Source organism: Haloarchaeobius amylolyticus, assembly GCF_042678045.1.
In the GTDB taxonomy this organism is placed as follows: Archaea; Halobacteriota; Halobacteria; order Halobacteriales; family Natrialbaceae; genus Natrinema; species Natrinema amylolyticus_A.
In genome coordinates, this window is sequence record NZ_JBHUDI010000009.1 from 15,931 (window position 1) to 40,130 (window position 24,200).

Below are 24,200 nucleotides of genomic sequence, written 5' to 3' on the forward strand. Positions count from 1 at the left end.
AGGTTTAAAAGTACGATGACACGGATCGGGATCTATACTGCGACGGAAAACGAACTCGGCTCGATCGGACAGGCCGCCGAGCGCCTCGAGGGGATCGAGCTAGTCGTCCGCTCGGAGAGCGACCTCGACGAGGAAGCCGACGTCGAGGAGTTCGTCGAGGAATTGCGCGACGCCGCGGCAGCGATCTTCTGGCTGCACGGGGCCGAGGACAGTATGCCGGGCTACGACTACGCGACTGGCGCACTCGAGGACGCGGGCGTTCCGCTGATCGTCAAGGCGACCGGTGACGCCTATGCCGTCGAGGACACGACGGTGTCGGCCGACCACCGCGAGCTGGCCTACGACTATCTCGAGAAAGGCGGTACGATCAACGTCGCGAACCTGTGTCGGTTCCTCGCCGCCGAGTACGAGGGCCGGGATATCGACTACGACGAGCCCGCCGAACTCCCGACGGAGGGCGTCTACCACCCCGATCATCCGGGGATCGAGTACGAAGACCTGCTCGCGACCCACGACCCGGACAAACCGACGGTCGCGGTCTGGTTCTACGAGTCCCACTGGACCCACGAGAACACCCGCTACGTCGACGCGCAGGTACGGGCGCTCGAGGAACAGGGTGCCAACGCCCTGCCGATCTTCTGTAACCCGGCGACCGATACGGACGAACAGGAAGACGCCGAGTGGGTAACTGACACCTGGCTGCTAGACGATGCGGGTCAGCCGGTCGTCGACGCCGTGCTCTCCTCCTTTATGTTCTCGCTGTCGATGGACGAGCGCGGCCGCAGTGCCGATGACGAAGGCAGTTCTGCGGAGGACGTCTTCCTCGACCGACTCGGTGTCCCAGTTCTGCAGACGGTCACCACGATGCGCTCCCGGTCGCGCTACGAATCCAGCGACACAGGCGTGATGGGATTCGAACTCGCCCTCTCGGTGGCGCTGCCGGAGTTCGACGGCAACGTGATTACGCACCCGATCTCCGGCAAGGAGCGCACCGACGACGAGGCCGGCATCGGCTCCGCGCCGAAACACCACTTCCCGATCGAGGATCGAATCGACCACGCCACGCGGCTGGCCGTCAACTGGGCCGAACTGCGACACACGCCAAACGAAGACAAGCAAGTCGCTGTCGTCCTCCACAACTACCCGCCGAGCGACGACGGGATCGGGACCGCGTTCGGCCTCGACTCGCCGGAGTCGACCGTGAACCTGCTCGAGGAACTCGACGCTCGCGGCTACGATTTAGGCGACGATATGCCCGAGGACGGCCAGACGCTCGTCGAGAAACTGACCGCCCAGCTCACGCTCGAGGATCGCTGGGTCGCGCCGGAAGACGTCCGGGACCTCTCGGTCGACGTGGTTTCGCCGGACACCTACGCGGACTGGTTCAGCAACGCTGACGAGCGCTTCCAGGAGAATATCATCGAGGAGTGGGGCGAGGTCCCCGACCGACCGTTCGCGATTCCGGGCGTCGAGTTCGGTAACGTCCTCGTCACCGTTCAGCCGCCACGCGGGTTCGGAATGGACCCCTCGAAGGTCTACCACGACTCGGACCTGCAGCCGCCACACGACTATTACGCGTTCTACGGCTGGCTCCGAAACACGTTCGAGGCAGATGGCGTCGTCCATCTGGGCACCCACGGCAGCCTCGAGTGGCTCCCCGGCAAGACGGTCGGCCTGAACGGTGCAAGCGCACCGGATCAGCTGATCGACGACATCCCGAACGTCTACCCGTACATCGTCAATAATCCCGGTGAGGGGACGCAGGCCAAGCGTCGCTCCTACGCCGCCATCGTTGACTACCTCACGCCGGTCATGCGAAATGCTGGGACGTACGACGAACTCTCGGAACTCGAGGAACTGGCCAACCAGTACCGCGAGGCAGGGATGGAAGACGCCCGCGCCGACGACGGTGAGCACCTCGAGACGCTGATCCGGGAGAAAGTCGAGGACCTCGATCTGGCAGTCGAACTCGGTATTGCGGGCACGATCGACGAGAAAGCCGACGTCCGCGGACCCGACGAAGCCGGCTCGACGCTCGCAGAAGGCGAGGTCGAGGGTGACGATCTCGCGATCGACGACCTCGTCGAACGCGTCCACGAGTACCTCACTGACGTCAAGACGACCCAGATCCGGCTGGGGCTGCACACGATGTCCGAGCCACCGGAAGGCGAGCGCCTAGTGGAATACCTCGTCGCGCTCACGCGCCTCGAGAACCCCGGCTCGCCGAGCCTGCGCGAGAGCGTGGCCGGTGCGCTCGGTGTCGACTACGAGAAAATGCTCGACTCGCCCGGCGAGTACGACGAGGCCCTCGGCATGACCTACGCCGAAGCTGCCGACATCGTCTACGAGACGAGCGTCGACCTGCTCGAGACGCTGGCCGACCACGACTTCGACGTCCCCGTGTCCGAACTCGAGGGCGGTCCGGACGACGAGGTCAACATCAACCTCCTGATCGTCGATCTCGAGACGATCGGCGACGCGAAGGCCAAACCGGGTGCCCACGACGACTTGCGCGAGGTGCTGGCGTACGTCTGCGAGGAGGCCCAGCCGCGCGTGCAGGGGGCCGAAGACGAGATTCCCCGCACGGCGGACGCCCTCTCCGGCGAGTACGTGCCGCCGGGTGGCTCGGGCGCACCCACCCGCGGTGGCGTCGACCTGCTGCCCACGGCGCGGAACTTCTACACGCTCGACCCGCGGAAGGTGCCCGCAAAAGCCGCCTGGCAGGTCGGAAGCGAGGTCGCGGAGGGTGTCCTCGAGCGCCACCACGCCGAGAACGACGAGTACCCCGAGGAGATCGGTGTCGTCGCGTGGGGCACCCCGACCGTGCGCACGCGCGGCGAGACGATCGCCCAGGTGCTCGCGATGATGGGCGTCGAGCCCCAGTGGACCGATGCCGGCCGGATCGACGACGTCGAGCCGATCCCGCTCGAGGAGCTCGACCGGCCGCGGATCGACGTGACGACGCGCGTTTCCGGGCTGTTCCGTGACGCCTTCCCCGCGGCGGCAGGCGTCATCCACGACGCCGTCGATGCGGTCGTCGACCTCGACGAACCCCACGAAATGAACTACGTAAAGAAACACGTCGAGGAAGAGCAAGCCGAACTCGAAGACGAGGACGGCCTCGACGAGAAGGAGGCCCGAAAAGCGGCGAAACACCGCGTCTTCACGACCAAACCCGGCGGCTACGGTGCCGGAACGAACAAGGCCGTCGACGAGGGCAACTGGGACGACCGCAGCGACCTCGCGAGCGTCTACGTCCAGTGGGGCGGCTACGCCATGGGCTCGCGCGGCCGCGTCTCCGACGCCCACGACGCCTTCGAGCGCCGACTCTCGAGCGTCGACGCGACGGTCAAACTCGAGGACACGATGGAACAGGACGAGTTCGACTCCTCGGACTGGTACGCCTTCCACGGCGGCTTCATCTCTGCCGTCACCGAAGTTTCGGGCGAAGAACCAGCCTCCTACGTCGGGGACTCCTCTGACCCGGACAACGTCGACGTCTACACGAACGAGGAGAAGGTCCGCAAGGCCATGCGCTCGCGCGTGCTCAACCCCGACTGGCTCGAGTCGATGGAAGAGCACGGCTACAAGGGCGCGGGCGATCTCTCGACGACCGTCGACGTGACGCTCGGCTGGGACGCGACCACTGGCGTCGTCTCGGATACGCTGTGGGAGGAAGTCGCCGAGAAGTTCGCCTTCGACGAGGAGCGCCAGGAGTGGATGCGCGACGTGAATCCCTGGGCGCTCGAGTCGATCACGGACACCTTGCTCGAGGCCGTCGAGCGCGACCTCTGGGACGCCGACGACGAGACGATCGATCGACTGCGCGATCTCAATCTCGAGGTCGAAGGCGATCTCGAGGCGCGGACGACCAACGAGGCCGTCGGCGCGGAGGTGACGAACGATGATTAACGAAGATGTTCGGCCGAGAGCCGATATGCGAGCCACGGAGAGTGATACCCAATGAGCGACAGTCAGGAGTTCGAGAAGGAGTACGCGGATCTGGGCGCAACGACGCAGAACGCGATGGACATCGCGGAGACGAGCATGGACATCGTCCGGCAGTTCGTGCCCGACGAGACGCTGGCCGACCGCGTGCGACAGAAGTCGGTCCACTCGATGGGCGACATCGAGTTCCAGCATCTGATCGAGTTCACTGGCAGCGACGACCTCGGCGACGACGAAGACGCCCCGGTCCGTGCCGGTGCACGAGCCGTCCTCGAGGAGGCGACCATCGTCACGGACATCACGATGTCGAAAGCCGGTATCACCGGACGCGGTCACAACTGCGAGAAGCGCAAGGCGATCGGTAACGGGGCCGAACTGGCGAAGGAGACGGGAATGACCCGGACCGCCGCGTCGGTGCTCGAACTCGACAAGCAGGGGGTCTACGATGGCGCGATCGCGACGATCGGCAACGCGCCGACGGCCGCGTTCGCGCTGGCCGACTGCATCGAAAACGGTACCCGACCGGCCGCCATCGTTGCGACGCCGGTCGGCTTCGTGAAGGCTGAAGAGAGCCGCCAGCGCATCCGCGAGGTCAGCGAGGAATACGACGTGCCGGCGATTACGAACGTCGGCCGCCGCGGCGGCAGCGGACTCGCCGCTGCGCTGACGAACGAACTGATCCACGTCGCCAAAGACGTGCGAACGGACGACCTCGAGCTGGAGCACACGGCCGCCGAGCGACGATCGCTGGAGGACGAATGAGCGGCGAGTACGACCTCGATTCCGGGCCGGATCCAGCGACGTTCGCAGCCGCGACGGCAGAGCCGGACATCGACGAGGAGACCGACGACCCGGTCTACGCCGTCGGCGTCGGCCCAGGCAACCAGGAGTATCTCACCCCACGAGGCGAGCGTGCGATCCGCGATGCCGACGTCGTCGTCGGTTTCACGACGGTCGTGGAGTTCGTCGCGGATCTGACCGACGCCGACCTGCTGACCTGTGGCTATAAAGACGAAGCCGAAGCGCTCGAGGCGTTCGGCGAGCGCGTCGCCGCTGGCGAGTCGGGCACCGCGGTTGCGATGGGTGATCCCAATCACTCGGGGTATCAGTTCGTCGGCAAGGTCCAGGATGCAGTCGAGTCCGAGGACCCCGAGATTCCGGTTCGCGTAATCCCGGGCATTTCGGCGATCCAGATGGCAGCCAGCCGCGCCCGAACGCCGATGGAAGACACGGAGTTCGTTACGCTGCACAAAAGCGGCGACCTCGAGTCCGACATGGAGCGGCTCGTCGCTGCCGTCACGGACGACGAGCGGCATCTGCTCACGTTGCCCCGGCCCTACGACCGGATGCCCGGGGACCTCGCCGCCACCTTACTCGAGGCGGGTGCCGACCCGGACCTCGAGGCGCTGGTGCTCGAGAAGCTGACCCACGACGAGGAGACGGTTCACCGGTTTACGCTCGGCGAGCTGTCGGAACACGCCGGCGGGAGCGGCAAAGACGACACGCCGTTTTCCGATCTGGTCGTGCTCGCGGTTCGACAGCCAGTGTAGTCGCCGCCGTCGTGGATGGGTCACGTCACCGACTCGCTCCACGGCGTGTCGACGATTGAGCCGGACGAACGGCCGACAGAGATCGCAAAGCGAGATCCCTCGGCGGATCCGCCACTTACGAGACCGGTGTACCGGAGGTGTTTTATGCCGGCCCAAGAGAGTAGCGAGTAGACGGCACGGTCAGACAGTTACCTTTCAGCGCCCGTGGATTCCACGTGCGTTCACCTGCTGTCCTACCCCGTCTTTCCAACACCCACGAGCGGTTGCTATTGCGGTCGCCACGAGATACCGAGCCACCAGTCGGAGACACGTCTCTATTGTACAGCCACGGCGTCGTCCTCGAGCAGCGTCTCGAGGTCCTCCAGAGCTCGGAGGCTGATCGGCGTGTATCCCGTCTGATGGAGCGGCAGTTCGAACGCGACCCGACAGCGCCCATCGCCGAGATCGTCGACACGGTGGCCAGCGGCCGGAATCCCAGTAACGCGCCAGGTCCACCGCCGCTCCGTACACGACGCGATCTCGAAGGGGATCCAGACGCCGGGCAGTCTGACCCGGCCGGTCGTTCCGGTCCGGATCCGGCGATCCGTCGACTCGACGCCGTGGATAATCGGCGACCAGTCGGGCCACTGCGTGGTGTCGACGAGCGCATCCCACGCATCGGCCGCGGGGACGGACATGACGTGTGAGACCTCGAGCCGACGGCCGTCCGGCGTTTGCGTGGTCCGAACGCGAGTCATACCCCACACTACGCGGGCCTGACGTATGTGGGTTGCTGCGAGCGCGCAGGCCGGTCGACGGCTGCCTCGAGCCGGAGCGATCGTCGCCACGACGATCCGTTCGGTGTCGATCTACCGGCCGGTAACGTTCATGATCGATGATGTGTCGCGATGGCAGATGCTAAACGCTTAGTTTCTCTAGAGGCGCGTAACTGACAATGAGCGATCCCGGCCCCCCCAATCAGACGCAACCCGACCGTGATCCCCCCGAACAGGAACAGGTCCGTGAGGCAGTCGAGCGGTCACGGAGCGGCGCACCGGCGGTCGGTGCGGTCGTCCGCGATCGTTTCTCGTCCGACGAGATCTTTCAGCGGATCGTTGCCGCGGCCGACGAGGAGATCACCTCTGGGAGCCGTGAACTGTTCTTCAGCGGCCTCGCCGCCGGCTTCGCGATCACGATCACGTTTCTGCTTTATGCATCGCTAACGGCGTCGACCGACGGCCATCCGATCCTGAGTAAACTGCTGTACCCGCTTGGCTTTATCTACATCATCATCGGCGGCTACCAACTCTACACCGAGAACACGCTCCCGCCGGTCGCGCTGACCTTGGAACGGCTCGCGAGCATTCCCGCATTGCTGCGCCACTGGTCGATCGTTCTCGTGGGCAACTTCACGGGCGGTGCCCTCGGCGCGGTCGCGCTGTCGTGGGGCGGCGTCTTCGACGAGCCAGCGGCCACTGCGGCGATGGAACTGGCCGAGAAGGGCGTCGCGACGCCGTGGTGGTCGCTGTTCACCAAGGCGGCGTTCGCCGGCCTGATCGTCGCCGGCGTCGTCTGGATCGTCTACGCCTCACAGGACACCATCTCGCGGCTCGTCGTCGTCTACATGGCCTTCCTCGCGATCCCGCTCGGCAACCTGTTTCACGTCGTCGTCTCTTTTACTGAGATGATCTACATGGTGCTGGCCGGTGAACTCGCCCTCCTGACCGGCGTAACCGAGTTCGTCCTGCCGGTCTTGCTCGGCAACACCATCGGCGGTATCGTGTTGGTCACCGTCGTCAACTACTTCCAGACCAGCGAGCGCCGGCTCGAGTCCGCCCGATTCGAGGGTGCCGATCGCCAGCTCTCGATCCGGGAGTGGCTGTTCGGGAACTACGTGGGCCGGTCGTACGTTCCGTTGATCGACACCGCCGAAACCCACGGGACCGGCAACGGTGACTATCGCGTGCTCGTCCCGATCGCGAATCCGCGAACCGAGTCGACGATCGTCGACCTCGCCTGTACCCTGGCCAGTAGCCACGAGAACGCGACGGTTCACGCCGTCCATATCGTCCAGATGCCGGGTCGCTCCTCGATGCGCTATGGGGCCGGACAGACCGACCGGATCGTCTCCGAGTCCGAACAGCGGATGGAAACCGTCCGACAGCGAGCGCGATCCTACGACGTCGACTACGAGACGTCGACCGTCGTCTCCCACCGCTCGTTCGAGGACGTCTTCCAGACTGCGGAACGCGAGCGCGCCGACCTCGTGGTCCTCGGCTGGGGTGACGACCGACCGTGGGGCGAGGGGCGTGCCGAAGGCCGGATGGACGAACTGACCAGTAACCTCCCCTGTGACTTCCTCATCCTCAAGGATCGGGACCTGGACACCTCGCGTATCCTCCTCCCGACCGCTGGCGGTCCGGATTCGGATCTGAGTGCCGAGGTCGCACGGACGCTTCGCGACCACGCCGACGCGGAGATCACGCTCCAGCACGTCGTCGCCAGCCCGGACGACCGCGAGCGCGGTGAACAGTTCCTCACCGAGTGGGCCGCCGAACGCGATCTCGAGGACGCCGACCTCGTCGTCGACGATTCCGGCGACGTCGAACGGGCGATCTGTCGACAGGCCGAGGACCACTCGTTGATCCTCATCGGCGCGACCGAAGAGGGTGTGATCTCGCGGCTGATGAGCGACTCGCTGCATATGGACGTCATCAACGAGGTCGACAGCTCGGTGTTGCTCGCCGAGCGACCGAGCGATCGCACCGTGCTCCAGCGACTGTTCGGCCACTGGTAGGCTTGAATACGCGTCTCGGCACTGGTTTCGCGTCCAAAAAAACGGACACGGCAGCCGGGCGTTGGTGACCGATCTCCCGATGCCGTCCGATCAGTTGCGGCTGAACACGTTCTTGATGCGCGAGACGATACCGCTGTCGTCGTTACGTTTCGTCTCTCGCTCGTCGTGTTCGTCCGCCATAGGCACGCGAGCGTACGGTTCCGTTCTACTAAAAAGTGACGGGGGTGCGACAGCTGCCCTCGCTTGCCATACCACGTACTGTTTTTTCGTCCGTCCGCGTATGGCTCGATATGGAGTATACGACCCTCGGCTCGACCGGTATGGAAGTCAGCCGCATCTGCCTGGGCTGTATGAGCTTCGGCTCGAGCGACTGGCGCGAGTGGGTCCTGGACGACGAGGAGAGCAAAGAAATCATCGACCGGGCGATCGACCTGGGGATCAACTTCTTCGATACCGCGAACATGTACTCGAAGGGAGAATCCGAGCGGATTCTGGGCGAGGCTCTCGAGGGCTACCGCGAGGAGTCGGTCGTCGCCACGAAGGGCTACTTCCAGATGCGCGAGGACGACCCGAACTCGGGTGGGCTCTCCCGGAAGGCGATCGAACAGGAACTCGCGGCGAGCCGCGAGCGACTGGGGATGGACACGATCGACCTCTACCAGATCCACCGCTGGGACGACGAGACTCCGATCGAGACGACGCTGGGCGCGCTCGACGACGCCGTCCGCCGGGGCCACATTCGTTACATCGGTGCCTCCTCGATGTGGGCCCACCAGTTCGCCGACGCGTTGCACACGAGCGACCGGCTGGGCCTCGAGCGCTTCGTCACGATGCAGAACCACTACAATCTGGTCTATCGCGAGGAAGAACGCGAGATGCTGCCGCTCTGTGAAAAAGAGAACGTGGGCGTCATCCCGTGGTCGCCGCTGGCCCGTGGCTATCTCACGCGGCCCCACGAGGAGATCGACGCGACGACCCGCGGCGAGACCGAAGACCACCTCTACGACCATCCCTATCGCGACGGCGGCGGCCCGGCAATCAACGAGCGCGTCGCTGAACTGGCCGCCGAGAAGGGCGTGACGATGGCCCAGATCGCTCTCGCGTGGCTGCTCCACAAAGACTGGGTCGACGCCCCCATCGTCGGGACGACCAGCGTCGAACATCTAGAGCAAGCCGTCGAAGCGCTGGAGATCTCCCTGTCGCCGTCGGATATGGCGTACCTCGAGGAGCCCTACGAGCCGGTGCCGGTGTCGGGCCACGACTAAGCCACACCGCAGACTGTCGTGGCTAACGCGCTATCCCCGCCCGCCGGCCAGTCGCTCGGATTCCGGACCCCGTCGCAGCGTCAGCATTGAAATCGTGCCGATCAGGGGGCCGACGGCGAGCGGGAGAAACGCCCACTGCCAGCCGACGGCGCGCTGGACGATCGGAACGAGCTGGATCGAGCCGATCGTGATGAGGAAGCCGACGGCCGTCTGGAGCGTCAGCGCGGAGCCGACGTAGCTGTCGTCGGCGAGTTCGGAGACGGCTGCAGAGAACTGTGCGGAGTCCGCGACGATGAAAAAGCCCCAGACGAGCACGAAGGGGGCGAGGACGGCCAGCGACGAGCCGTAGACCACGCCCGCGAGCAGGCACGCGGCACCAGAGACGATCATCGATGCACTCGTAACGACCGATCGGCCGACGCGGTCCGCGGCCGAACCGGCGAGCCACGCGCCGACCCCGCCGATCGCGATCGTCCCGAACCCGAGCAGTGCTGCCAGTCGCTCGGGGTTTGCCGTACCGCTGGCCTCGAGGCTGGCGAGGAGGTAGACCGGAATCCACGTCCAGACCGCGTAGAGCTCCCACATGTGGCCGAAGTAGCCGGTGTTCGCGAGGACGACCCCGCGGTCGGTGACGATGCGGCGGACCGCGCTCGGGTCGAAGGGGGCGGTTTCGGGCTGGTGTGGCCCGTCCTCGTACGCCAGCGCGAGGAGCCCTCCGATCGCTGCGATGGCAGCTGTCCCGTACAGAACGAGGCGTGGCTGCCCGATGCCGCCGAGGGCCCGGAGGAGGTGTGGCGACGCCGAGCCGACGGTGAGCGCGCCGACGAGGACGCCGATCGCGAGGCCGCGTCCCCTGACGAACCACGAGGCCATCATCTTCATCCCCGTCGGATAGACGCCGGCGAGAGCAACGCCGGTGAGAAATCGCAGGGCGATCGCTGGGAGGCCGCTGTCGACGAACCCGGCGATCAGCGCTGTCGCCGCCGCACCGACGAACGCACATCCGGCGAAGAGGTACCGCGGTCGAACGACGTCGGCGATCGTCAGCGAGGCCGAAAGCAACGCCCCGACGACGAACCCGAGCTGGACGGCGTTCGTCAACCACGCCGTCTCCGCCGCCGAGAGGTTCCACGCGTCGGCCAGTTCCGGCCCGACGGCGGTCCCGCTGAACCACAGCGTCATCGCGAACAGTTCGGCGACACCGATGAGGATCAGTGCACGCCACTTGGTACCTGCACCCACAATCATCCGTCCGATATACTATATGGGAACGATATAAAAGGCGTGGCCGACCGCTCGCTATCCAGGGCGGAGCCGAACGAGCCCGCAGCTGGCGGTCGTCCCTTTCGCGAGTGCGAGTCGGCCGAGACTGTTCGGAGACTTCCCTCGAGAATCGTCTCGGGCGGCTGTCCGTTCGTCACGTCGGTTAGCCAGGCCCCGTGCCATCCGTCAGACGCACTTTTGTCCGACAGTATCAGAGCACGAGACCGAGCATTGCAAGGACGCCACCGTGCCAGACGACGACCGCAGTCGTGTACGTCGGGTCGGCCCTTGGCACCGGCGGCCGCCGGACGATGGCGTCCCACAGAAACAGCGTTGCCACCAGCGCGCCGCCCAAGAGGCCGAGATAGAAGTCGAGCGCGGGATGGAAGCCCACAACGACACCGGCCAGCAGGGCTGCCAGCATCGAACCGAGGAGTCGATCGTAGTACTCCATGCTTTTAGTCTAGATCCTCGAGGTGGAAAACTCCTCGAGTAATTCCTCCCACGTGGGAGCTGTCTCGCAAAACTGGTGGTGGCGGGGTCCGATCAGGACAGCCGCGCGGCGATGTCGGCCTCGGTGATGATGCCGACGGTTTCGCCGGCTTCGGTGATCATCACGGCCTTGTAGTGCTCGAGCAGGTTGCTGATCTCGTCCAGCGTGGCGTCTTTCGAGACGGTCGGGAAACTCTCGCTCATATGGTCTTCGACGGGTTCGTCGCGATCCGCCGAGTCGAGGTGGACGAGATCGGTCTGGCTGATCGAGCCGACCGGAATCCCGTCCTGGATAACCGCAAGCTGGGAGTAGGCTTCTTCTTCCATCTTCCGGGCGGCCTCGCTGACGGGGTCGTCGGGGGAGACGCTGACGACGGCCTCGTTCATCAGGTCTTCGGCGCGGATAACGTCGCTTTCGGCCTTTTCCAGGGCGTTGACGATTCGACGGAGCGTCGAGAGGCGCGGATCGACGTCGCCGCCTTCGATTCGAGCAATCAGCGGCTGGGAGACGTCGGCCGTCTCGGCGAGTTCGCTCTGGGTGAGTCCGAGTTCGGTACGGCGTTGCCGGAGGTCGGCAGGCGTCGGGAGTTCCATATCGCACAATAACTGCGGGTTATAGAAAGAACTTTGGGTGGGATTCCCTCCCCAGAGGGACAGCGTGGCTACTCGACACCGTGCGTTACTCGAGCGATCGCGCCCCCGACGCTGCCACAGACGAGACCTCCCAGTGCTCCGACCAGGAGGACGAGCCCGGCCCACAGAAGGAACGCGACGGCCGTCAGTGGAAACGCCACGGTGAAAAGCAGTGCTCCGATGCCACCCGCCGAGTACGCTCCGAGCCCCACGGCTACGGCAAACAGACAAACGACGACGATCGAACCGACGACGCCGAGTGTGATTCCGTATACTGCACCGCGAAAAACGCTTCCCGACCGGTAGCCGACGTAGCCGAGGACGACGATCGCTACCAGCGCGAGCGCGTCGGCCACGTCGCTGGCGGCGACGGCGATCAGCCCCACGACACACAGCGTTCCGACCGCGACCTTCGCTCTGGGTCCCATCGACCGGCGGATCAGTCCCACGCCGTCGGCCGACGCCACCCCTGCTTGGAACGTATACCCGGCCACCACACAGAGGACCATCAGGGCGACGGCTGTCTCGAGGTCGGTGGAAACGAGGGCGATAGCGCCCAGAATCACCAGCACGCTCCCGCCCAGTCTGGCCCACGACCGGAGCGACGTTCTCTCAACCATGAATTATATCTTAACTCACATTTCACTGTGATAAGTCACGTTCGGTGACCGGAGACCGCCCCCGGCCACGAGGTCTCACATACGGCCGGTCGTCGGAGCCAGCGTTCGAGACGAACCGATAGAATAGCCAACGCTCACTAGTACTTGCAGCACTGGTCGAACGGCTCAAGCACCGAATCGGTGGGTCTGGTCCTAGTCCTCGTCGGGGACTTCGACGACCTCGACGACCGACAGTGGGACGTCTCGCAGTGCGCCACCGACCTCGCTTTTCGCGATGCGCGAGGCGTGTTCTTCGCTGTCAGCGTTGAAGACCTCCATCTCGAGTCCGAGGCCGACGAGTGCGGTGTCGGCTGCAATAAAGGCGGAGTCGAACGGTTCGCCACAGGCTGGACAGCCCGTCGCACCGACCTCGACCTCGACGTAGTCCATGTCTTCGCTGTTGAGTCGCTTCCCGGCTTCGCTGACGGCGACGCCGATCGCGTCGTCGATCTCCTCGACGTCACGAACGAGCCATGCCGCTTCCATCGCGACGAGATAATTGCCCATACAGCGTAGTCGGTCCGGGGGGTTTCCTGTCTTGCGGTTCGTCGGCGCTGTCGCCTGCTCGACGCGCGCGCCGCCGATTCGGACGCGCACGTCAATCGGATGATTCCCATAAGTTACGAGAAATCCCCGGATCAATTGCCACCGACATACCCGTACATCGACGCGAGTGTGACTGGAGTTGTACCTACCGCAACCGCAGTTGAATCGCAAGCAGGCGTCGACCCAATACCTAGTTAACAATCATTATAAATTTCATTTTTCAACAATACTTATATATGGCCTCCGTCTGAGCCACGACTGAACGCTGATGATATCCCGCGTGTACCACGCGACGCTGTTCGCACTGTACCAACTCTGTATCGTGATCGGCATCGTCGCGATGCCGCTTGCGATCGCTGCCCGACAGGCCGGGTTCACCCTGCCGATCCACCGCGTCCTCGCCACCGTCGAAGACGCGTACGAAGCCACGCAGCGCTGATCGACGTTGACTGATTTTCGGACTCGCTGACCGACGAGCCACAGGACCCACAGACACACCGAATCGGCACTCGAGCGCCCCTTCCGCTGGACGGACGAAAGCGGAAACGACGGTGGTGACCGCCGGTGTTTTATACCGTCCCGGCGTACGCCTCCGGTAATGCGTACGCCCACACACGACTCCGATTTCTCCCGGACGGTCGACCAGTTGGCCGACGATCCGAACCCCTACGAGCCGGAGCTCGGATCCCTGCCACAGAACGACCTGACGCAGGCCGATCTGGACAACGTCAACAAGACCGGCACGACGACGATCGGCATCTCGACCGCCGACGGCGTCGTCATCGCGACGGACATGCGCGCCAGCCTCGGCGGCCGCTTCGTCTCGAACAAGAACGTCCAGAAGGTCGAGCAGATCCACCCGACCGGCGCACTCACCCTCGTCGGCAGCGTCGGCGGCGCACAGTCGTTCATCTCGAGTCTCCGCGCCGAGGTCAACCTCTACGAGGCCCGACGCGGCGAGGGGATGAGCATCGACGCGCTCGCAACCCTCGCGGGCAACTTCGCCCGCGGCGGCCCGTTCTTCGCCATTCACCCGATTCTGGGCGGCGTCGACGACGAAGGCAGCCACGTCTACAGTATCGACCCTGCCGGCGGCGTCATGGAAGACGACTACACCGTCACCGGCAGCGGGATGCAACTGGCCTACGGCCACTTAGAGCAGGCCTACGAGGAGGACATGTCCAACGAGGAAGCCAAGACGGTCGCTGCCCGCGGCATCAAATCCGCCGTCGAGCGCGACACCGGCTCCGGCAACGGTGTCTTCCTCTGTGAGATCACCGACGAGGGTGTCGACATCCACGGCCACCACGACTTCGACGAAGTCCTCTAAACCGGTCGAAACGGGCGAATTTTCCGATTTTCTCCAACGATCAGCGCCCGCTCTTTTCGATCAGTTCTCGTCGGTACCGTGTCGGATCGCGTCCGATAGCGCTCCCCGGAAACTCAATTTGCGAACCACCTCCTCGAGAAAGAGCCGGTTAGTCGAGTCGCGTCGCACTCTCGACCTGGGCGTCGCTGACGCGAGCGTCGGCGAGCGTCACCGATCGACCGGATTCGCTCGAGCGGTAGATCGCGTCGATAACGCGCTGGACCGTGAGTGCTTCGTCGATGGTGTTCGTCTCCGGTGGCACGCCGGTCGCGACGGCCTCGAGGAACGCCGCGTCCTGGTCGGCGTAGCCGGTCAGCGTCTCGTCGGCGCTCATGTTGACGTCGGCGTAGTGGTCGCGGCCGGCCGTGCCGGCCTCGAGAATCCGTAGATTCGTGTCACCGATGTCGAACTGGGCGCCCGCCTTCGTCCCACGAACGCGGAAGTCCATGCTCTCCTCGCGGTTGGTCGCCCACGCGGCCTCGAGCGAGATCGTCTGCCCGCCGGCACAGCGGATGAAGGCACTGACGGAGTCGTCGACCTCGTAGCGTTCGGCTTCGGCGTCCCAGTTGTCGCCAAATCCGTCGGGATCGGCGACATCTTCGCGCGTGCCGAACGTGGTCCGCGTGACGCCGCTGACTTCTACGATTTCGGGGAAGTCCAGCGCGTAGAGCGCGAGATCGAGGGCGTGAACGCCGATGTCGACCAAGGCACCACCGCCGGAGAGTTCAGGGTCGGTGAACCACGAGCCGGGACCGGGGACGCCACGCCGACGAACGTAGTTGGCTTCGACGTGGGTGAGTTCGCCAAACCGGTCGCGGTCCCGTTGGTCCTCGAACATGGCCATCGACGCGGCGTGGCGGTTGTGGAACCCAACCATACAGATACCCGAAGATCGAGCCGCCGCTTCGGCGATCCGTTCGGCGCTCTCCAAGGAGTGAGCGAGAGGTTTCTCCACGAGGACGTTCAGCCCCGCCTCGAGGGATGCGACCGCGATGGGTTCGTGAAAGCGGTTGGGCGTCGTCACGATGACGGCGTCGACCGCCTCATCTGTGACGAGTTCCTCGTGCGTTTCGTAGGTCCGTGCGTCGAACTCGGCGGCAAACCGCTCGCGTTGCTCCGGGACGAGATCGACGCCGGCGACGACCGCTGCGCCAAGGTCGCGAACGCTTTGCGCGTGGAGCGTCCCCATCCCGCCGAGGCCAACGATGCCGACACCGATGTCGGCACCGATCATCGCCACCCCTCCGCGTTCGCCACAGCGAAGCAGAACGTGCAGTGAGAAACCATCGATTTCGCTGTCATTTGAGCTCGATCCCGTTCCATAGAGAGAGGCAGTTGGCGATCGAAATAAGAGTTATGACCGATTAATCTATACAACCATTTTGTATTTCACCCATTACTATACTATTACGGCAGCTGATTTCAGATTTATTGAACGAATATCCGTTCTAGTCTGGCGATTCGATCGGCCGAGAGAACGTGTTGGGACAATGCAGTTCCCAGTGGCTCACGGTAGCTCGGCCATTCGACGACAGTATAAGACATCGGGGGTTGACAGGGTGGCCATGGTCGCAGTCACGATCTGGAACGAGTTCCGCCACGAACGCGAGGACGACGCCGTCGCGGCCGTCTATCCCGACGGAATCCACGCGACTCTCGCCGATGCACTTGCCACTGACCACGAGGTTCGGACCGCGACGCTCGACGAGCCGGAGCACGGGCTCACCGACGAGGTCCTCGCATCGACTGACGTTCTGGTGTGGTGGGGCCACGACGCCCACGAGGCCGTCGACGACGCGGTCGTCGACCGCGTCCAAGAGCGTGTGCTCGAGGGCATGGGCTTCGTTCCGCTTCACTCGAGTCACTACTCGAAGCCCTTCAAGCGACTCATGGGGACGACCTGTAGTCTGCAGTACCGCGAAGACGGCGGCACCGAGCGCCTCTGGGTGGTCGATCCCGGCCATCCGATCGCCGACGGACTCGACGAAGCGATCGAACTCCCGACGACGGAGATGTACGGCGAACCGTTCGACGTTCCCGAACCCGACCGATTGGTATTCGTCAGCTGGTTCGAGGGCGGCGAGGTGTTCCGGAGCGGCTGCTGTTACCGGCGCGGAAAGGGACGGATCTTCTACTTCCGGCCCGGCCACGAGACGTACCCGATCTACGAACACGAGGCCGTCCAGCGAGTGCTTCGCAACGCGGTCGCGTGGGCCGCCCCGACCGACGGCTCACCACGGACGTTCGGCGAACGGACGGGATGATCGTGCACTCAGCCGCTTCGAAGGGCCGTCGCCAGTTCGACGATCACCTCGAGATCGACGCCGGTTGCCGACTCGAGCCGTTCGCGCACGTTGTCAGCGAAGTCGTCCGGGAGCTGCTCACCAGGTGGGCGGTCGACATGAACGGTCACGACCGGCTGCCTGCTGGTGTACACGTCGACGAGTTCGTAGTCGATGGCGGTCTCTCGAAACTGCAGTTCGGAGTCGGCCGCTAGCTGCTCCTCGTTCATCGTCTCGAGTTCGGTCGTGACGTCGTGTTCGACTGCGGCAGTGCGGTACGTCCCATAGGTGACGCCGGCGAGCACGACCGAGAGGACGGCGATCGCGGCGAGGAGAACCAGAACGCGCGATTGGAGCCGAGCGGTGACGCGGTCGACGGTCTCCGGTTGGATCGGTCGGTAGCCCGACGCCCACAACAGGAGCAACGCGGTGAGATTAATCGAGAGCATGTTGACGAGGACGAGCGTCCCGGCGGTGAGGACGACCTCTGGATGTCCCCAGGCAATCCCGAGCCCAACGGTGGCAGCGGGCGGGACGAGCGCGACGGCGATCGCGACGCCGACGAGGACCGACCCGACGTTACGAGTGAGGCTGATGACGGCAGCGACGCCGGACCCCAGGGCGAGAAACAGCGCGAGGAAATCGGGGGTGATCCGCTCGCGGATCTGCGGAACCGTCGTGATGTCGAATCCAGGCGGGAGCAACACCGTCCCCCTGAGTCCCCAGCCGATGACTGCCGCCGTCACGACCGCGACCGCAAGCCCGACGATCTGAAGGGAGACACCGCGCGTCGCAAGCGCGTCGTCGTCGACGACGACCCCGACGCTGGCTGCCAGCGCCGGCCCCATCAGCGGTGCAACGACCATCGCACCGATGATCGTCGCCGCCGAATCGAGCAACAGGCCGGCTGTCGCGATCGCTGTACTCACGACGAGCAGGCCGAAATAGGTCGATGCAGCCGGTGCGAGATCGGCCGCTCGCGACTGGAGTTCTTCTCGAGAGATCCGGGTTCTGGAAAACCGACCGGTCAGATCGTCGGTTCGGTTCGAGATGATCGTCTCCGCTGCCGTGACCACCGTATACGAGCGCTCGTCGAGACCGGCGGTCCGAAGGTCAGCCAACAGCGGCTCGACGGCCGCCGGCGGGACGGGAATCGAAACGAGTGCCTCGAACTCGCCGCGGTCCGTATCCTGAGAGACGGTGTAGTCGACACCGGCTTCGTCTGCCGTCTCGAGGACGAGATCCAGCTGATCCTGTGGGACGAACACCTGCACGAGACGCATACGGACAGTACACCGGTGAGCGGGATAGGCTGTTGCCACCTGAGACCGACCGTCACGTGCGCCTATCAGTTCGGTCGCGTTTCCCGAACTCCCGGTTCAGAACTCCTGGCGGCCTTCGTCCGTAATGACACTTTCGAGCAACGCGACCGGTGTCGCGTCGTAGGTGGGGTTTTCCACGTCGAATCCCTCGGCGGGTTCGGCCATGACTTCGCTGGCCGACCGGAACTCGTTTTCGAAGACGAACCCCTCGCCGACGAGCTTCGAGGCCGAGCCGAGGACGGTCACCGGCACGTCCAGTCGGTCGGCCGTCGATGCGATCGGGAACGTGCCGACGCGATTGTAGAGGGTGTCGTCGACGATACAGTCCATGCCGACGACGACCCGGTCACACTCCTCGAGGTAGATCCCGTGGGCGCTGTCGGTGATCAGCGTCGCCTCGACCCCCTCGAGATCGGCAAGCGCCCGCGCGGTCTTGCGGCCGATGTATCGCGGCCGGGCTTCGGTGACGTAGACGTCGAACGTCTTGCCGGCCTCGACCGCCTGCTCGAGTGCTTCGAGGACCGTCGAGGAGTAGTCGTGGGTCAACAGCGTCGCGCCGTCCTCGAGGACGTCGACGGCGTTTTCGGCTGCCAATCGCTTACCGGATTCGATCCGTGCGACGACTTCCTCGATCGTCTCACTCGTGCGCCGTTTTGCTGCTTCGACGCTGTCGGGATCGGCGTCGGTTACGTCCCCGACGACCTCCCGGATGGCGTTTTGCAGGGAGGCATGCGAGGGGTTCGCCCGCCGCAGGACGGTGCCGTTTCGCTCGAGCGCCCGCGTGTACTCCTCGACGGTGGCGAACTCTCGGTCGGTCAACTCCTCGAGGGCCTGCGCTGCGCGGACCGCAACCACCGAGGAACTGTGCGTCTGCATCTCCTGGATTTCCTCGGCCGTCTCGTCGATCATACTGTGATGGTTTTCCGTCAACGGCAAAGGTGTTCCGGGTGGTGTCATCTGCTGCCGTCACGCGGTATTCGACACGAGGCGTTATTGCCCTCGGTCGAATCCGAATATCTGCCGCAACTCGGTCTCGATTCGGTCGACGAACGCCTCGAGGACGGACTCGAACTGCTCATGGTCGGCCACCGCGCCGACCCGCTTGCGTGGATTTTCGGGCAGTTCGACGCGGAACTCGCCGTCTCCCTCGTAGAATGGCTCACTTTCGCTCAAGATCTGTCGATCGATCGCGCGAAGCACCGTCGAATCGTACTGGCCGTGGAGGTGTTGGTACGCTTTCGAGTAGGCCTCCTCGAGTTCCTCGAAGTAGTAGACGTATTTCTCCTCGAATCTCTCGGGGTCGAAATCGGTCATGGCCGTTCCTGGATCCGTGACCGGGTAAACGGTTCGGAACGCGCCACGCTGTCTCAGCCGGTCATCCGACCACCGGCGCCCGCAGGCTTACGGTCTCGAAGTCCCTAGTATCGTCGATGACCGTCACCGTCCGGTATACCTGTCCACACTGTGGTGCCGTTGTGAGTGTCGAACGCCAGCCGGATCTCGCCGATCGATCCGTGACGACGATTCCCCAGCCGGGATGGGAGTACGCCGGCCCGGACGAGGACGTCGAGGACGCGGATGGAATCGAGTTTCTCTGTGGTGAGGACGGCCCCGTCACCGATCTCGAGGGCGAACCCGTCGAGGGCTGTGGCCGGCCGTTCTATCTGAACTTCGTTCGCTACGAGCAGGGTGTCGAACTCGAGCCGGATCCGCCGACCTACGGCGGGCCGCGGTTCGATTTCAAGGGGTAGGGCCCGTCCGACGGCTCGGTATCGCAAAGCGAATCGCCTGTGACCTGACAGCAGCGCGGGAGGACTCAAGTAGAGGGCGAACAGTCATTACGATGCCACGTTCAGTGTGGCGTATGAGTGAATCTTACTCGTTGACGGTTCTGTTCTTCATTGATGAACTGCAGGACGATGTGAGGTTCGTTCAGCGGACTGTCGAACTGCTCCGTGAGAACGGTATCGAGACGGTCTCTGAGGCGCAGGACGAAACAGCGACCCGATACGAGATCGATGGTGAGGAGCAGACCGGCTCGCTTGCCGACGCTGCCACCGACATTGCAAACGGGAAAGACGGAAGGATCCCGTGCCGAATCGACGACTATCGTGTCGAGGTCCGATTCGATCTCGATGCGATGAGTGGAGATGAGACAGACGTGGCGCTGACATTCCGTGGACCGGATGAATCCGCCTTCGATGAAGACGATGTCTCGCGAGCGGTAGTACGCGACCGCGCAGACCGTCTCGCCGACGCGATCGCGGCGCTCGCGATCGAGACTGATCCGTGGCTCGTGGTGGGGTGGATTCCCTATCCGTATGCTGATTCCCATCCGTTTCCGGAAGGACGACCGCCGAAGAGCGGCCTCGAGCGACTGGGCTGGGTCACAGTGTTCGGCGACCCGTTCCACGGCCGGTTCGGCGGTCGCGAACGGCTGCTCGAGGCCCCTGCGTGGAACGTCCGCGACCTCGCAAACGGTGCTGTTCTCGTCCGTCAGCAGGAGACGCCGGGAACTGGCCGCAGTGACGCGACGCCTAGGCCGGAACCGTCTACGTACGACTATCTCTTCGAAGGCGAGTCGCTTGCGGACCTGCAAGCCGAGATCGACCGGCAAAAGAGCACCTACATCGATCCGTTCCGCGACCTCGACAATGGAGAGTTGGCCAGCGACATCGTCATGTGTGAGGCTCACGCTCCCTTCGAATTCGAGGAAATGGAGTATACGTCGTTTCCCGACGATCTCGACAGGAGCGACCGGTGTCACGTGCTGTGTGTTCGCCGCGACGGCGACAAGCTCTGGGAGGCGAACAACGACGAGTTCATCCGTCGGCTCGTCGACGCGGACGGCCACCCAATCGGCGAGTTACCTGAGGCCGTGCCGCCTGATCAGGAGATGATATCGCTTCTGGTGACGACGGAATACGACGGTGATTCATCGCTAGATCTGTATCGGATGGAGAGTCCCGACGATCCGAGTGTCACCGCTGGCCTCCTCGGCCTGCAGCGCGTTGACGAGGGAGAGAGCATATGGCAGGACAGGGACGACCCGGTCATGCGCCAGTGAGCGACACAGCGCCAGGCGGTTTCGTCTCCCGGCGTAGACGAAGCTTCAATCTCGAGCGACGTTCCGTCTGCACCTCAATCGAACACAACCCTTTTCGACGCCGGGCAGTACCTACGGACATGGACGAAGCCGCCGTACGCGACCATCTCCGGACGGTCGACGATCCCGAACTCGGCGACGATATCGTATCACTCGGACTCGTCAACGACATCAGCGTCGACGGCGACGAGGTCGACATCGATCTCGCGCTGGGTGCGCCCTACTCTCCGGCCGAAAGCAACATCGCCGCCGCGGTTCGCGAGGCCCTGACTGCCGAGGGGATCGATCCGAACCTGACCGCGAGTATTCCCGATCGCGACAATCTCTCGAGCGAGGAACAGGTACTGCCCAACGTCAAGAACGTCATCGCCGTCGCCTCCGGGAAAGGCGGTGTCGGCAAATCGACCGTCGCAGTCAACCTCGCCGCCGGTCTCTCGCAACTCGGGGCCCGCGTCGGCCTCTTCGACGCCGACGTCTACGGGCCGAACGTTCCGCGGATGGTCGACGCCGACGAGCCGCCGATGGCCACCGAAGACGAGACGCTGGTCCCGCCCGAAAAGTACGGCGTGAAGCTGATGAGCATGGCATTTCTCACCGGCGAGGACGACCCCGTCATCTGGCGCGGCCCGATGGTCCACAAGGTCATCACTCAGCTTACCGAGGACGTCGAGTGGGGCCATCTCGACTACCTCGTCGTCGACCTCCCGCCGGGCACCGGCGACACCCAGTTGACGATGCTCCAGACCATGCCTGTCACCGGCGCGGTCATCGTCACGACGCCACAGGAGGTCGCCTTAGACGACGCCCGCAAGGGCCTCGAGATGTTCGCCAAACACGACACCGTCGTGCTTGGGATCGCCGAGAACATGTCGACGTTCGCCTGTCCTGACTGCGGCGGCGAACACGACATCTTCGGCTCCGGCGGCGGCGAGGAGTTCGCCGACGAACACGACCTGCCCTTCCTCGGGTCGATCCCGCTCGACCCGGCCGTCCGCGAGGGCGGTGACGGCGGGAAGCCGACGGTGCTGAAAGACGAAGACGAAACCAGCGACGCGTTCCGGACGCTCACCGAGAACGTCGCCAACAATACGGGGATCGTCCACCGGCAGGGGATCTCCCAGTATCGACGCAGCGAGGCTGCCTCACCCGACCGATAACTACCACGACAGGAGCGAAGTCGACTTGACCGCAAGCCCTCCGGGCGCGTCGCTTTTGCGTCTGCCAGACGAGACACGACTGTGGACGCGAATCAACAGTCTCGAGCGAACCCCTTCGGAATGGATGAGGAGTGCCGTAACTGTCCGGCACTCTGTGAGACGCGCAGCCAGGTCGTCCACGGCTACGGCGACGTGGACGCGGACTTTCTGTTCGTCGGCGAGCGACCGACGGCCCGGGCCGACGACACCGGCGTTCCGTTCGCCGGCGAGGGCGGCAGCGACGGCGACGGTGGCCTCCGGCGGGTTCTCGAGCGACTCGGCCTCTGTGACGTGACCGCTCCGGCCGACGAGCCCATCTTCGAGAACGTCTACCTGACACATCTCACCCGCTGTCGTGACCCCGATCGACGGCCGACCGACGAGGAGATCACCACCTGCGAGCCCTACCTCAACGCCGAAATTCGAATGATCAACCCCGAGATCCTCGTTCCCGTCGGCGAGCGTGCGCTCGCGGAACTCGGAACGGAGTATACGACGACTCCGGCTGAGGACCTCACGCTGCCCGACGATCATGCCACCAGAATCCGCGGGCGTGGATTCGAACTCGTCCCGATGATCGACCCCCGAGATGGGTCCGACGAACAGACGCAGGCGTGGCTCGAGGCCTTCGCAGAACTGATGGCGACGGATTATCGCCAGACGAAAGGGCGGCAGGAACGGTAGGTCAGCAGCCGATTGTCTGTTACCAGTAAGGATTTGCCCGCCAGCGTCTCGACCCTATACCGAGCGCGATCAGCACCCCAACGACGACGACCGCGACGACGAGGATCCCGATCGTCGCTGTGACGTACTCGCCAGATGAAGCAATGAGTGTGCCGTCTACGAATCCGAAGACACCGAGAGCTGCCAGCGCCACGATGACGAGCGTCCCGAGCAGTCCGGCGATGGATCGTTCGTCCATACCGGTCGAAGACGGTACGCCACTATAACTTGTCACGTTTCGAACCGGGGGCGGACGCTCGATCCCCGGAAGCGCCGCGTTCAAGGATCGTGCGCTCGGAGTAAGGGTATGATCGTCGTCGTTCCAGTCGCGCCCCCGCGGGAAGAACTCGTGCTCTCGTCGCTCGTCGAGCAGTCGCCGCTGTCGGCTGCCGAGGCGGTCTCGCTCTACGAGACCGCCGTCGCCGATGTCCTGTGGGCCGTCGCCTCGAGCGGCGGCGACCTGCTGGTCAACTACCGCGACGCCGAGACGCTGCCCGACGGGTACGCTGACGGCGATCCCGAAGCCGAAGTCCGCGCGCTCGTCCTCGACGCGCTCGGAGAGGACGCCGAGGTCAGGTTCGAGCGACAGGTCGGTTCGAACCGCGCCGCCCGCGTCGGCAACACCGTCACACACCTGCTCGAGCGTGAGGGGGCAGACAGCGTGGGTGTGCTCGAGCCCACAGCGCCGCTGGTTGCCCGCACGGAGATCGACGGCGCGGCGATGTCGCTCCGGCGCCACGACGTCGTGTTGGGGCCGGCCGAGCGGGGACGGACCTACTTCGCTGGCTTTTCGGAACCGATCGATTTCACCGACGCGTACACCACGCCGGAACTGTCAACGCTGGCCCAGCAGGCGGCCGACGACGGCCTCGGCGTCGGGTTCGCGCCGATGCTTCCGACCGTGGCCACCCCGACCGGGTTGCAGGCAACCGTCGCCGGACTCGAGGCCCGGCAGACTGCCGACCGGCCAGGTGCGGAGGCGACGGCGGCGCTCGTCGACGAACTGGGAATTGGCGTTGGTGCGGACGGCGAACTCGAGCGCGAATAGACCGACAACTCTTTTTGAACGT

Annotated in this window: 24 protein-coding genes; 13 read left to right on the plus strand and 11 right to left on the minus strand. The window is 64.5% G+C overall.

Features of this window, described 5'->3' with window-relative positions:
• The first annotated feature begins 15 nt into the window (after positions 1-15).
• From cobN to ACFR99_RS13805, 3 genes are read left to right on the plus strand one after another with little or no spacing between them, the layout of a single operon-like run.
• On the plus strand, positions 16-3,912 hold the full coding sequence (gene cobN / locus ACFR99_RS13795) for a cobaltochelatase subunit CobN (RefSeq protein ID WP_390288309.1): 3,897 nt from the start codon (positions 16-18) through the stop codon (positions 3,910-3,912).
• Between the two features lie 51 nt (positions 3,913-3,963).
• Positions 3,964-4,710: a precorrin-8X methylmutase gene (locus tag ACFR99_RS13800; protein ID WP_390288311.1), complete on the plus strand. Its 747-nt coding sequence runs from the start codon at positions 3,964-3,966 to the stop codon at positions 4,708-4,710.
• Positions 4,707-5,498 (plus strand): cobalt-precorrin-7 (C(5))-methyltransferase, encoded by a 792-nt coding sequence (locus tag ACFR99_RS13805; protein WP_390288313.1) that lies wholly within the window; start codon positions 4,707-4,709, stop codon positions 5,496-5,498. Before ACFR99_RS13800 ends, ACFR99_RS13805 begins: the two co-directional genes overlap by 4 nt.
• Before the next feature lie 314 nt (positions 5,499-5,812).
• Here ACFR99_RS13805 and ACFR99_RS13810 read toward each other — a convergent pair whose 3' ends face one another.
• Positions 5,813-6,235: an SRPBCC family protein gene (locus ACFR99_RS13810; RefSeq protein ID WP_390288315.1), complete on the minus strand. Its 423-nt coding sequence runs from the start codon at positions 6,233-6,235 to the stop codon at positions 5,813-5,815.
• A gap of 197 nt (positions 6,236-6,432) precedes the next feature.
• Between ACFR99_RS13810 and ACFR99_RS13815 the strand changes: the two genes are divergently transcribed.
• Both ACFR99_RS13815 and ACFR99_RS13820 read left to right on the plus strand, forming a co-directional pair.
• Positions 6,433-8,274 (plus strand): formate/nitrite transporter family protein, encoded by a 1,842-nt coding sequence (locus ACFR99_RS13815; RefSeq protein ID WP_390288317.1) that lies wholly within the window; start codon positions 6,433-6,435, stop codon positions 8,272-8,274.
• A 290-nt stretch (positions 8,275-8,564) separates the two neighbouring features.
• Positions 8,565-9,539, plus strand: a complete 975-nt coding sequence (locus tag ACFR99_RS13820; RefSeq protein WP_390288319.1) for an aldo/keto reductase — start codon at positions 8,565-8,567, stop codon at positions 9,537-9,539.
• Between the two features lie 30 nt (positions 9,540-9,569).
• Here ACFR99_RS13820 and ACFR99_RS13825 read toward each other — a convergent pair whose 3' ends face one another.
• The 5 genes from ACFR99_RS13825 to ACFR99_RS13845 form a co-directional block, all read right to left on the minus strand.
• The gene (locus tag ACFR99_RS13825; protein ID WP_390288321.1) at positions 9,570-10,787 is read right to left on the minus strand and encodes an MFS transporter; all 1,218 of its coding nucleotides are present in this window, start codon (positions 10,785-10,787) and stop codon (positions 9,570-9,572) included.
• Between the two features lie 226 nt (positions 10,788-11,013).
• Positions 11,014-11,256 carry a DUF8015 family protein gene (locus tag ACFR99_RS13830; RefSeq protein WP_390288322.1) on the minus strand — a complete coding sequence of 81 codons (243 nt, stop codon included), beginning with the start codon at positions 11,254-11,256 and terminating at the stop codon, positions 11,014-11,016.
• A 92-nt stretch (positions 11,257-11,348) separates the two neighbouring features.
• Positions 11,349-11,888, minus strand: a complete 540-nt coding sequence (locus tag ACFR99_RS13835) for a CBS domain-containing protein (protein ID WP_390288324.1) — start codon at positions 11,886-11,888, stop codon at positions 11,349-11,351.
• 68 nt (positions 11,889-11,956) lie between these two features.
• Positions 11,957-12,547 (minus strand): hypothetical protein, encoded by a 591-nt coding sequence (locus ACFR99_RS13840; protein ID WP_390288326.1) that lies wholly within the window; start codon positions 12,545-12,547, stop codon positions 11,957-11,959.
• Between the two features lie 192 nt (positions 12,548-12,739).
• Positions 12,740-13,093 carry a DUF555 domain-containing protein gene (locus tag ACFR99_RS13845; protein WP_390289109.1) on the minus strand — a complete coding sequence of 118 codons (354 nt, stop codon included), beginning with the start codon at positions 13,091-13,093 and terminating at the stop codon, positions 12,740-12,742.
• Positions 13,094-13,400: 307 nt separating this feature from the next.
• Between ACFR99_RS13845 and ACFR99_RS13850 the strand changes: the two genes are divergently transcribed.
• Both ACFR99_RS13850 and psmB read left to right on the plus strand, forming a co-directional pair.
• Positions 13,401-13,571: a hypothetical protein gene (locus tag ACFR99_RS13850; protein ID WP_390288328.1), complete on the plus strand. Its 171-nt coding sequence runs from the start codon at positions 13,401-13,403 to the stop codon at positions 13,569-13,571.
• Between the two features lie 159 nt (positions 13,572-13,730).
• Positions 13,731-14,462: an archaeal proteasome endopeptidase complex subunit beta gene (gene psmB, locus ACFR99_RS13855; protein ID WP_373616477.1), complete on the plus strand. Its 732-nt coding sequence runs from the start codon at positions 13,731-13,733 to the stop codon at positions 14,460-14,462.
• Positions 14,463-14,610: 148 nt separating this feature from the next.
• Here psmB and ACFR99_RS13860 read toward each other — a convergent pair whose 3' ends face one another.
• On the minus strand, positions 14,611-15,735 hold the full coding sequence (locus tag ACFR99_RS13860) for a Gfo/Idh/MocA family protein (protein ID WP_390288330.1): 1,125 nt from the start codon (positions 15,733-15,735) through the stop codon (positions 14,611-14,613).
• A gap of 331 nt (positions 15,736-16,066) precedes the next feature.
• Here ACFR99_RS13860 and ACFR99_RS13865 point away from each other — a divergent pair, with 331 nt between their 5' ends.
• Positions 16,067-16,765, plus strand: coding sequence for a ThuA domain-containing protein (locus tag ACFR99_RS13865; RefSeq protein ID WP_390288332.1), 699 nt, complete (start codon positions 16,067-16,069; stop codon positions 16,763-16,765).
• Between the two features lie 8 nt (positions 16,766-16,773).
• Here ACFR99_RS13865 and ACFR99_RS13870 read toward each other — a convergent pair whose 3' ends face one another.
• The 3 genes from ACFR99_RS13870 to ACFR99_RS13880 all read right to left on the minus strand — a co-directional run bounded on the left by ACFR99_RS13870 (position 16,774) and on the right by ACFR99_RS13880 (position 19,419).
• Entirely contained in the window at positions 16,774-18,066 is a 1,293-nt protein-coding gene (locus tag ACFR99_RS13870; RefSeq protein WP_390288334.1) for a TIGR00341 family protein, read from the minus strand.
• A 96-nt stretch (positions 18,067-18,162) separates the two neighbouring features.
• Positions 18,163-19,014 (minus strand): eIF2B alpha/beta/delta subunit family protein, encoded by an 852-nt coding sequence (locus ACFR99_RS13875; protein ID WP_390288336.1) that lies wholly within the window; start codon positions 19,012-19,014, stop codon positions 18,163-18,165.
• 81 nt (positions 19,015-19,095) lie between these two features.
• A complete protein-coding gene (locus ACFR99_RS13880; RefSeq protein ID WP_390288338.1) occupies positions 19,096-19,419 on the minus strand; it encodes a DUF5783 family protein in 324 nt (107 codons plus the stop codon).
• A 116-nt stretch (positions 19,420-19,535) separates the two neighbouring features.
• Here ACFR99_RS13880 and ACFR99_RS13885 point away from each other — a divergent pair, with 116 nt between their 5' ends.
• The 4 genes from ACFR99_RS13885 to ACFR99_RS13900 all read left to right on the plus strand — a co-directional run bounded on the left by ACFR99_RS13885 (position 19,536) and on the right by ACFR99_RS13900 (position 23,091).
• Positions 19,536-19,856, plus strand: a complete 321-nt coding sequence (locus tag ACFR99_RS13885; protein ID WP_390288340.1) for a hypothetical protein — start codon at positions 19,536-19,538, stop codon at positions 19,854-19,856.
• A 113-nt stretch (positions 19,857-19,969) separates the two neighbouring features.
• Complete coding sequence (locus ACFR99_RS13890) at positions 19,970-21,172, plus strand: hypothetical protein (RefSeq protein ID WP_390288342.1); 1,203 nt, start codon at positions 19,970-19,972, stop codon at positions 21,170-21,172.
• Positions 21,173-21,291: 119 nt separating this feature from the next.
• Entirely contained in the window at positions 21,292-22,368 is a 1,077-nt protein-coding gene (locus ACFR99_RS13895; RefSeq protein ID WP_390288344.1) for an Mrp/NBP35 family ATP-binding protein, read from the plus strand.
• A gap of 120 nt (positions 22,369-22,488) precedes the next feature.
• Positions 22,489-23,091, plus strand: coding sequence for a uracil-DNA glycosylase (locus ACFR99_RS13900; protein WP_390289112.1), 603 nt, complete (start codon positions 22,489-22,491; stop codon positions 23,089-23,091).
• A 19-nt stretch (positions 23,092-23,110) separates the two neighbouring features.
• Here the strand turns inward: ACFR99_RS13900 and ACFR99_RS13905 are convergent, their stop codons facing one another.
• Positions 23,111-23,329 carry a hypothetical protein gene (locus ACFR99_RS13905; RefSeq protein WP_390288346.1) on the minus strand — a complete coding sequence of 73 codons (219 nt, stop codon included), beginning with the start codon at positions 23,327-23,329 and terminating at the stop codon, positions 23,111-23,113.
• 108 nt (positions 23,330-23,437) lie between these two features.
• Here ACFR99_RS13905 and ACFR99_RS13910 point away from each other — a divergent pair, with 108 nt between their 5' ends.
• The gene (locus ACFR99_RS13910; protein WP_390288348.1) at positions 23,438-24,178 is read left to right on the plus strand and encodes a hypothetical protein; all 741 of its coding nucleotides are present in this window, start codon (positions 23,438-23,440) and stop codon (positions 24,176-24,178) included.
• The last annotated feature ends 22 nt before the right edge of the window (positions 24,179-24,200 follow it).

Bases quoted from the DNA above. Each gene is read 5' to 3' on its own strand.
- ACFR99_RS13905 (WP_390288346.1), bottom strand. From the start codon at position 23,329: ATGGACGAACGATCCATCGCCGGACTGCTCGGGACGCTCGTCATCGTG.
- ACFR99_RS13885 (WP_390288340.1), top strand. From the start codon at position 19,536: ATGACCGTCACCGTCCGGTATACCTGTCCACACTGTGGTGCCGTTGTG.
- ACFR99_RS13835 (WP_390288324.1), bottom strand. From the start codon at position 11,888: ATGGAACTCCCGACGCCTGCCGACCTCCGGCAACGCCGTACCGAACTC.
- ACFR99_RS13865 (WP_390288332.1), top strand. From the start codon at position 16,067: ATGGTCGCAGTCACGATCTGGAACGAGTTCCGCCACGAACGCGAGGAC.
- ACFR99_RS13900 (WP_390289112.1), top strand. From the start codon at position 22,489: ATGGATGAGGAGTGCCGTAACTGTCCGGCACTCTGTGAGACGCGCAGC.
- ACFR99_RS13860 (WP_390288330.1), bottom strand. From the start codon at position 15,735: ATGATCGGTGCCGACATCGGTGTCGGCATCGTTGGCCTCGGCGGGATG.
- psmB (WP_373616477.1), top strand. From the start codon at position 13,731: ATGCGTACGCCCACACACGACTCCGATTTCTCCCGGACGGTCGACCAG.
- ACFR99_RS13895 (WP_390288344.1), top strand. From the start codon at position 21,292: ATGGACGAAGCCGCCGTACGCGACCATCTCCGGACGGTCGACGATCCC.
- ACFR99_RS13870 (WP_390288334.1), bottom strand. From the start codon at position 18,066: ATGCGTCTCGTGCAGGTGTTCGTCCCACAGGATCAGCTGGATCTCGTC.
- ACFR99_RS13850 (WP_390288328.1), top strand. From the start codon at position 13,401: ATGATATCCCGCGTGTACCACGCGACGCTGTTCGCACTGTACCAACTC.
- ACFR99_RS13815 (WP_390288317.1), top strand. From the start codon at position 6,433: ATGAGCGATCCCGGCCCCCCCAATCAGACGCAACCCGACCGTGATCCC.
- ACFR99_RS13830 (WP_390288322.1), bottom strand. From the start codon at position 11,256: ATGGAGTACTACGATCGACTCCTCGGTTCGATGCTGGCAGCCCTGCTG.
- ACFR99_RS13890 (WP_390288342.1), top strand. From the start codon at position 19,970: ATGAGTGAATCTTACTCGTTGACGGTTCTGTTCTTCATTGATGAACTG.
- ACFR99_RS13910 (WP_390288348.1), top strand. From the start codon at position 23,438: ATGATCGTCGTCGTTCCAGTCGCGCCCCCGCGGGAAGAACTCGTGCTC.
- ACFR99_RS13840 (WP_390288326.1), bottom strand. From the start codon at position 12,547: ATGGTTGAGAGAACGTCGCTCCGGTCGTGGGCCAGACTGGGCGGGAGC.
- cobN (WP_390288309.1), top strand. From the start codon at position 16: ATGACACGGATCGGGATCTATACTGCGACGGAAAACGAACTCGGCTCG.
- ACFR99_RS13880 (WP_390288338.1), bottom strand. From the start codon at position 19,419: ATGACCGATTTCGACCCCGAGAGATTCGAGGAGAAATACGTCTACTAC.
- ACFR99_RS13810 (WP_390288315.1), bottom strand. From the start codon at position 6,235: ATGACTCGCGTTCGGACCACGCAAACGCCGGACGGCCGTCGGCTCGAG.
- ACFR99_RS13800 (WP_390288311.1), top strand. From the start codon at position 3,964: ATGAGCGACAGTCAGGAGTTCGAGAAGGAGTACGCGGATCTGGGCGCA.
- ACFR99_RS13820 (WP_390288319.1), top strand. From the start codon at position 8,565: ATGGAGTATACGACCCTCGGCTCGACCGGTATGGAAGTCAGCCGCATC.
- ACFR99_RS13845 (WP_390289109.1), bottom strand. From the start codon at position 13,093: ATGGGCAATTATCTCGTCGCGATGGAAGCGGCATGGCTCGTTCGTGAC.
- ACFR99_RS13875 (WP_390288336.1), bottom strand. From the start codon at position 19,014: ATGATCGACGAGACGGCCGAGGAAATCCAGGAGATGCAGACGCACAGT.
- ACFR99_RS13805 (WP_390288313.1), top strand. From the start codon at position 4,707: ATGAGCGGCGAGTACGACCTCGATTCCGGGCCGGATCCAGCGACGTTC.
- ACFR99_RS13825 (WP_390288321.1), bottom strand. From the start codon at position 10,787: ATGATTGTGGGTGCAGGTACCAAGTGGCGTGCACTGATCCTCATCGGT.